Here is a 7,035-nt window from a genome sequence, read left to right as displayed (position 1 = left end):
TCTATTTCATGGAAATGAACACCCGGCTGCAGGTCGAACACCCGATCACCGAAACCATTACCGGCGTCGACATCGTGCAGGAGCAGATCCGCATCGCCGACGGCCAGCCGCTGCAATACAGGCAGGAAGACATCGCGCACCGCGGCTACGCCATCGAATTCCGCATCAACGCCGAAGATCCGAAAAACGAATTCCTGCCCAGCCTCGGCCGCATCACGCGCTACTATTCGCCGGGCGGCCCCGGCGTGCGCGTCGACGCGGCGATCTACACCGACTACGTGATTCCGCCCTATTTCGATTCGATGTGCGCCAAGCTCACGGTGTGGAACCTGAACTGGGAGGCGACCGTCGAGCGCGGCCGCCGCGCGCTCGCCGACATGCTGGTGTACGGCGTGAAGACGACGATTCCCTACTACCAGGAAATTTTGAGAAACCCCGAGTTCCGCAGCGGGCGCTTCAATACCGGCTTTGTGGACGAACATCCGGAACTCACCCAGTACACTGAAAAGAAACCGCCGGAAGTGATCGCCGCCGCCATCGCCGCCGCCATCGCCGCTCATCAAGGGTTGTAAAAATGACCAAAGTATTCGTTACCGATCTCGTCCTGCGCGACGGCCACCAGTCGCTCATCGCCACCCGCATGCAGACTGCCGACATGCTGCCGATCTGCGGCAAGCTGGATCAAGTGGGCTTCTGGTCGCTGGAAGCCTGGGGCGGCGCCACCTTCGACGCCTGCGTGCGTTTTCTGCGCGAAGACCCGTGGGAACGCCTGCGCAAGCTCAGGAAGGCCCTGCCCAACACGCGCATCCAGATGCTGTTGCGCGGGCAGAACCTGCTCGGCTACCGCAATTACTCCGACGACGTGGTGCGCGCCTTCGTGCAGCAATCCGCCGACAACGGCGTCGACGTGTTCCGCGTGTTCGACGCGATGAACGACCTGCGCAACCTGCAGGTGTCGATCGAAGCGGTCAAGGCGGCCGGCAGGCACGCCGAAGGCGCGATCTGCTACACCACCAGCCCGGTGCACGACATCCCCCACTTCGTCGAGCTGGCCAAGGGGCTGGCCGAGATGGGCTGCGACACCATCGCGATCAAGGACATGGCGGGCCTGCTCACGCCCTACTCCGCGTTCGAGCTGGTGCAGGCGATCCGCGCCGCGACCCAGCTGCCGATCCACACGCACAGCCATGCGACCTCGGGCCTGGCGCACATGACGCACCTGAAGGCGGTGGAAGCCGGCGCCAGCATCATCGACACCTGCGTCGGCGCGTTTGCCGAAGGCGCCAGCCATCCCACCACGCAAAGCCTGGTCGCCGCATTGGCGGGCACCGAATACGACACCGGCCTGTCGCTGCCGCTGATCGAGGAGATCTCGGCCTATTTCAAGGAGGTGCGCAAGAAATACTGGCAGTTCGAATCGGCCTTCACCGGCACCGACACCCGCGTGCTGATCAACCAGGTACCCGGCGGGATGATTTCCAATCTCGCCAACCAATTGAAGGAGCAGGGCGCGATCGACAGGATGGACGCCGTGCTCGAAGAAATTCCACACGTGCGCGAAGACCTCGGCTACCCGCCGCTGGTCACCCCCACCTCGCAGATCGTCGGCACCCAGGCGGCGTTGAACGTGCTCACCGGCGCACGCTACAAATCGATCACCAATGAAGTGAAGCTCTACCTGCAGGGCCGCTATGGCAAGGCGCCCGGGCATATCAACGAAGAAGTGCGCAAAATCGCCATCGGCGACCTCGACGTCACCGCCTGCCGGCCCGCCGATCTGCTGGCCGACGAGCTCGACAAGCTGCGCGGCGAAATCGAGGGCCTGGCCAAGTCGGACGAGGACGTGCTGACCTATGCCATGTTCCCCGAAATCGGCAAGACCTGGCTGCAGGAGCGCGCGGCGGGCACCCTCAAGCCCGAAGCGCTGCCGCCGCCGGGCGCCGCGCAACAGGACAGCGCGCCGCGTTATGCAGCCGACGAATTCAAGATTACGCTGCACGGCGAGACCTACCACATCAAGTTGTCGGGCAGCGGCCGCAGCGACGCCTCGCAACGGCCTTACTTCGTGTCGGTGGACGGCATCTCGGAAGAGGTGCTGGTCGAGCCGCTGAACGAAGTCGCCGTGGCCGGCAGCGACAGCGCCCAGCGAAAAACCGCGGCCGCGCCCGGCGCATCCGGGCAGAAACCGCGTCCCAGCCACCCCGGCCACGTCACCGCAGACATGCCCGGCACCATCGTCGACGTGCTGGTGAGCATCGGCCAGGCGGTCAAGGCAGGCGACGGCGTGCTGGTGATCGAGGCGATGAAGATGGAAAACGAAGTGCAGGCGCCGATCGCCGGCATCGTCATCAGCGTCTTCGCGAAAAAAGGCGACGCGGTGACGCCCGACATGGCGCTGCTCGAGATCCAGCCGGAATGACGCTGGTCCTCGCATCCACCTCGCGCTACCGGCGCGAGCTGCTGTCGCGCCTGGAGATCCCGTTCGAAGTGCTGGCGCCCGACATCGACGAAACGCCGCTGCCCGGCGAAACCCCCGCGGCCACCGCCCTGCGGCTGTCGGTGCAGAAAGCGCAGGCCGCCGCTGCGGTTTATCCCGACGCGCTCATCATCGGTTCGGATCAGGTATTGATGCTGGACAGCGAGCAGCTTGGCAAGCCCGGCGATTTCGACAAGGCCTTCGCCCAGCTGAAAAAAATGCAGGGCCGCGCCATGGTGTTCCATACCGCGCTCACGCTGCTAAACAGCCGCAGCGGCCGCATCCAGACGCGCGACGTGCCGACTGTGGTGCATATCCGCGCGCTCACCGACGCGCAGATCACCGCCTATCTGCACAAGGAGCAGCCCTACGACTGCGCCGGCTCGGCCAAGAGCGAAGCGCTCGGCATCGCCCTGATGGAACGCATGGACAGCCCCGACCCCACCGCCCTGATCGGCCTGCCGCTGATGGCGCTGACCGAAATGCTGATGGACGAAGGCATCGACGTCCTGACATGGCACGCGGTGTGACTTGACGTGGCCACCCTCTACCTGATCCCGGTTCCGCTGGGGCCGGTCAGCCCCGAAGCCTGCCTGCCGCCCGACACCCTCGCGGTCGCGCGCCGGCTCGACCGCTTCGTCGTCGAACGTGCCAAGACTGCGCGCGCGCACCTGAAAGCCATGGGCCATCCGCAGCCGCTCCAGGCGCTGCAGATCGAGGAGCTCAACGAGCATACGCCGGCGGCCGCCATCGAATCGCTGCTGGCGCCGCTGAAGGCCGGGCACGACGTCGGCCTGCTGTCCGAGGCGGGCTGTCCCGCCGTGGCCGATCCCGGCGCTGCCCTCGTCATGGCCGCGCATCGCGCGAATATCCGGGTGGTTCCGCTGATCGGCCCATCGTCGATCCTGCTGGCGCTGATGGCCTCGGGCCTGGGCGGCCAGCGCTTCGCCTTCCACGGCTACCTGCCCGCCAAGGAGCCGGAGCGCAGTCAGGCCATCCGCGCGCTGGAAAAAACCGCGCGCACGGAAAAAGCCACCCAGTTGTTCATCGAAACGCCCTACCGCAGCGCCGCCTTGCTGGACGCGCTGGTCAATGCCGTGAACCCGGATACGCTGATCAGCGTCGGCGCCGATTTGAGCCTGCCCAGCCAGTTGATTCAGACCGGGCGCGCACGCGACTGGAAAGACAGAACAGACCGGGTGAAAGACCGGCTGGTGGTGTTCGGCATCGCCACCTGACACCCCGTCCGAGACGGCGTTAAAACGTCAGGGCATCCAGCCTCAAGGTCAGCATTGCGCCCGATTCGGTTTGCGCATCGAGCCATTCCGCGCCAGCGCGGGTGTACACATCGAGCGGCAGCAGACGCTGCCTCGCGCCGTCCACCCCCAGTTCCAGCCACTGCCGCGTGAGCGCGGCAAACTCCAGCCGCTCGTGGTCGGCACAGGCGATCGGCCGGTAGTCGCTCAACGCAGCCTGACGCCGGCTTGCTCGAACGGCATCAGCGCCTTGCCCACGGATGCGCCCAGGCGGCTGGCGAGGCGTGCAGCCAGACCTTCGCGCTGGGTGTAATCGACGATGTCTTCAGCCTTGATCACGTCGCGCGCGACCGACTCGACATTGCCCAGCGCGTCGGCAAGGCCGAGCTGGATGCTTTTTTCGCCGCTCCACACCAGGCCGCTGAACATCTCGGGGGTTTCCTGCAGGCGCTTGCCGCGGCCTTCCCGCACCACGCCGATGAACTGGCCGTGGATTTCCTCGAGCATCTGCTTGGCGAACGCCGCCTGCTTGGGGTCCACCGGCGAGAACGGATCGAGAAAACCCTTGTTTTCGCCCGCGGTGAGCAAGCGGCGCTCGACGCCGAGCTTCTGCATGGTCTGGGTGAAGCCGAAACCGTCCATCAGCACGCCGATGGAGCCGACGATGCTGGCCTTGTCGACGAAGATCTTGTCGGCGCCGACGGCGACGTAATACCCCCCCGAGGCGCAGATGTCGTCGACCACGGCGTAGAGCGGGATTTTCGGATGCAGTGCGCGCAGGCGCCTGATCTCGTCGTAGATCTGCCCCGCCTGCACCGGGCTGCCGCCGGGGCTGTTGATGCGCAGGATCACGCCCTTGGTTTTCTTGTCCTCGAACGCGCCCTGCAGGCTGCCGATCACCGAATCGGCGCTGGCCTGATCGGAGGCGATCACGCCCTGCAGATCGACCAGCGCGGTGTGCTCCTTGATGGACACTCCGTCGGAACCGAACCATCCGGCCGCCAGGAACAATACGATGAAGAGATACAGGAAGCCGAGCGTCTTGAACAGAATGCTCCAGTGGCGGCTGCGGCGCTGCTCCTGAATTGCCGACAGCGCCAGTTTTTCCAGCACGCTTCGTTCCCAGTTGGCCGGGGCGGGTTTGTCTTGGTCGCTCATCGTTCTTCCATCAGGCTGTTTCAATCACATACACTTGGCCGTCGCGCTCGACGACCGGGACCGGGATCAGGCCGCGTCCCGCGCAGCGTCCACCGACGCAAGACCCGCTTGCCGGGTGGTAAAGCGCGCCGTGGGTAGAGCAGATCAAGTATAACCGCGTGCAATCGAAGAATTCGCCTTCCTGCCAGTCGAGTTCAACCGGTACGTGGCCGCACTGGTTGAGGAAGGCACGCAACTGGCCGTCGAAACGCACCACGAAAGCCGGTTGCGATTTTCCAAGGCGTTCCAGTTCGAACCGTACGCCTCGCCCCAGTTCAACCAGTTCGCTGGCGGCGCAGATCAGGCGTTCGCGTTCAGCCACGCATGCACCTCGGCAAAACTGTTCATCAGGGCCAGCGGCGCATGCGGATACAGATCGTCCGCTTCATGCGCGCCGTAGGTCACGCCGAGGCTGGCGACGCCGGCATTCGACGCCATCAGCAGGTCGTGGCTGGTATCGCCGATCACCAGGGTGCGCGCGGGGTCGGCATCCAGTTCGGCCATCAGTTCCAGCACCATCGCCGGATGCGGCTTGGAATGCGTCTGGTCGGCGCAGCGGGTGGCGGCGAAGCGGGCCTCCAGCCCGCTGGTTTCGAGCGCGCGGGACAGGCCGAGGCGGCTTTTTCCGGTGGCCACCGCCAACTGGAACCCGCTTGCATGCAACTGGCAGATCCCTGTATCGACACCCTCAAACAGCGGAATCTGGGTGTCGCGGCCCAGATAATGATGGCGGTAGCGTTCGACCAGCCGCGGGTAGGCGTCGGCCGGCAGGTCCGGCAGCAGGGTTTGCAGCGCCTGGACCAGGCCGAGGCCGATGATCTGCCGCGACGCGCGCTCGCCCGGCGTCGGCAGGCCGATATCCTCGCAGGCACGCTGGATCGAATCGACGATCACCCCGGCGGAATCCATCAGGGTGCCGTCCCAGTCGAAAATCAGTAAATCAAATTGCTTGGGCATTGAGGTTTTCCTGAAATCCAGCCAAATCAACGGGCAGCGGCGCTTCGATCAGCATGCGCTCGCCCGAAACGGGATGCTCGAACACCAGCCTGGCGGCATGCAGGAACATGCGCTTGAGTCCCTGCCTGGCCAGCCGCCGGTTGAGTTCGAAGTCGCCGTATTTGTCGTCCCCCGCGATCGGAAATCCCAGATGCGAGGTATGCACGCGTATCTGATGGGTGCGCCCGGTCTTCAGTTCCGCTTCCAGCAGGGTGAAATTCTGGAATACCTGCAGGCGGCGGAAGATGGTGTGCGCGGTCTGGCCCTCGTCGCGCACCGTGACGCGCTTTTCGCCGTCGTCGGTGACCCGCTTGTGCAGCGGCAGCTTCACATGCTGGACCGGATTCGGCCAGCGTCCCGCCACCAGCGTGAGGTAGCGCTTTTCGATCCTGCCGTCGCGCATCGCCGCGTGCAGGCCGGTGAGCGCGCGCCGCTTCAGCGCGATCAGCAGCACCCCCGAGGTTTCGCGGTCGAGCCGGTGCACCAGCTCCATGTAGCGGCATTCCGGCAGTTCCAGCCGCATCTGCTCGATCACCCCGCGCGAAATGCCGCTGCCACCGTGCACCGCCATGCCGGACGGCTTGTTCAGCGCAATCAGCGCGTCGTCGCGGTACAGGATATGCGGCAGCAGGCGGATGCCGCCTTGCGGCAAATGGGTGGCGGGGGTGATCACCGGCACCGCCAGGCGCACCGGCGGGATGCGCACTTCGTCGCCCAGCTTCAGCCGGTAGCCGACCTCGGTCCGGCCGCCGTTGACCCGCACCTCGCCGCCTCGCACCAGCTTGTAGATGCGGCTTTTCGGCACGCCTTTCAGCCGCGCCAGCAGAAAGTTGTCCAGACGCTGGTTATCCGCGCTGTCGTCTATCCTCAATCGCCGGACCGAATCTTTCTCTAAGTCATTCTTTTTCATATACACTACCGCCGGTTCGGGCAGGATTTTGCCTGACCTTTTGCCCGGCATGCATGCCGGGAATTTTAGAGATCACGCCGGTTAATTTCGCTCACCGGCCGCCGCCAGCCCGGCCCGTCTGGATTCCTGCCGCCCAGCCAACCTTCAGTTTGGCGCGGCCAGTCGAAGCCACCCGCCCCGCGCAATCGGCAAAGCAGCGA

8 protein-coding genes and 1 pseudogene are annotated in these 7,035 nt (G+C 65.0%); 4 read left to right on the top strand and 5 right to left on the bottom strand.

Translation table 11 applies throughout. The annotated features are described in order from the left end of the window. The 4 genes and pseudogenes from BGO62_RS15740 to BGO62_RS15725 all read left to right on the top strand — a co-directional run. Positions 1-572 (top strand): annotated as a pseudogene (locus BGO62_RS15740) (acetyl-CoA carboxylase biotin carboxylase subunit); the annotation flags it as partial. A 2-nt stretch (positions 573-574) separates the two neighbouring features. Then, positions 575-2,419: a sodium-extruding oxaloacetate decarboxylase subunit alpha gene (oadA, locus tag BGO62_RS15735; protein ID WP_296644279.1), complete on the top strand. Its 1,845-nt coding sequence runs from the start codon at positions 575-577 to the stop codon at positions 2,417-2,419. Beyond that, entirely contained in the window at positions 2,416-3,006 is a 591-nt protein-coding gene (locus BGO62_RS15730; protein ID WP_296644277.1) for a Maf family nucleotide pyrophosphatase, read from the top strand. The genes oadA and BGO62_RS15730 overlap by 4 nt, the downstream gene beginning before the upstream one ends. 6 nt (positions 3,007-3,012) lie before the next feature. Continuing rightward, positions 3,013-3,714 carry an SAM-dependent methyltransferase gene (locus BGO62_RS15725; protein WP_296644275.1) on the top strand — a complete coding sequence of 234 codons (702 nt, stop codon included), beginning with the start codon at positions 3,013-3,015 and terminating at the stop codon, positions 3,712-3,714. 19 nt (positions 3,715-3,733) lie between these two features. Here BGO62_RS15725 and BGO62_RS15720 read toward each other — a convergent pair whose 3' ends face one another. From BGO62_RS15720 to BGO62_RS15700, 5 genes are read right to left on the bottom strand one after another with little or no spacing between them, the layout of a single operon-like run. Next, positions 3,734-3,943: a transcriptional antiterminator, Rof gene (locus tag BGO62_RS15720; RefSeq protein ID WP_296644273.1), complete on the bottom strand. Its 210-nt coding sequence runs from the start codon at positions 3,941-3,943 to the stop codon at positions 3,734-3,736. Then, complete coding sequence (locus tag BGO62_RS15715; protein WP_296644271.1) at positions 3,940-4,890, bottom strand: S49 family peptidase; 951 nt, start codon at positions 4,888-4,890, stop codon at positions 3,940-3,942. Before BGO62_RS15715 ends, BGO62_RS15720 begins: the two co-directional genes overlap by 4 nt. Before the next feature lie 10 nt (positions 4,891-4,900). Then, positions 4,901-5,251: a Rieske 2Fe-2S domain-containing protein gene (locus tag BGO62_RS15710; protein ID WP_296644270.1), complete on the bottom strand. Its 351-nt coding sequence runs from the start codon at positions 5,249-5,251 to the stop codon at positions 4,901-4,903. After that, positions 5,230-5,886, bottom strand: coding sequence for an HAD-IA family hydrolase (locus BGO62_RS15705; RefSeq protein WP_296644268.1), 657 nt, complete (start codon positions 5,884-5,886; stop codon positions 5,230-5,232). The genes BGO62_RS15710 and BGO62_RS15705 overlap by 22 nt, the downstream gene beginning before the upstream one ends. Continuing rightward, positions 5,870-6,835 carry an RluA family pseudouridine synthase gene (locus BGO62_RS15700; protein WP_296644267.1) on the bottom strand — a complete coding sequence of 322 codons (966 nt, stop codon included), beginning with the start codon at positions 6,833-6,835 and terminating at the stop codon, positions 5,870-5,872. The genes BGO62_RS15705 and BGO62_RS15700 overlap by 17 nt, the downstream gene beginning before the upstream one ends. Between the last annotated feature and the right edge of the window lie 200 nt (positions 6,836-7,035).

Origin of the sequence: Thiobacillus sp. 65-1402 (genome assembly GCF_001897685.1) — a bacterium.
In the GTDB taxonomy this organism is placed as follows: Bacteria; Pseudomonadota; Gammaproteobacteria; order Burkholderiales; family Thiobacillaceae; genus Thiobacillus.
The sequence above is the reverse complement of the archived record's forward strand: the minus strand, read 5'-3'. Positions and strand labels throughout refer to the sequence as shown.

Coding starts and splice junctions, on each gene's coding strand:
- oadA (WP_296644279.1), top strand. CDS start 575: ATGACCAAAGTATTCGTTACCGATCTCGTCCTGCGCGACGGCCACCAG.
- BGO62_RS15730 (WP_296644277.1), top strand. CDS start 2,416: ATGACGCTGGTCCTCGCATCCACCTCGCGCTACCGGCGCGAGCTGCTG.
- BGO62_RS15715 (WP_296644271.1), bottom strand. CDS start 4,890: ATGAGCGACCAAGACAAACCCGCCCCGGCCAACTGGGAACGAAGCGTG.
- BGO62_RS15705 (WP_296644268.1), bottom strand. CDS start 5,886: ATGCCCAAGCAATTTGATTTACTGATTTTCGACTGGGACGGCACCCTG.
- BGO62_RS15700 (WP_296644267.1), bottom strand. CDS start 6,835: ATGAAAAAGAATGACTTAGAGAAAGATTCGGTCCGGCGATTGAGGATA.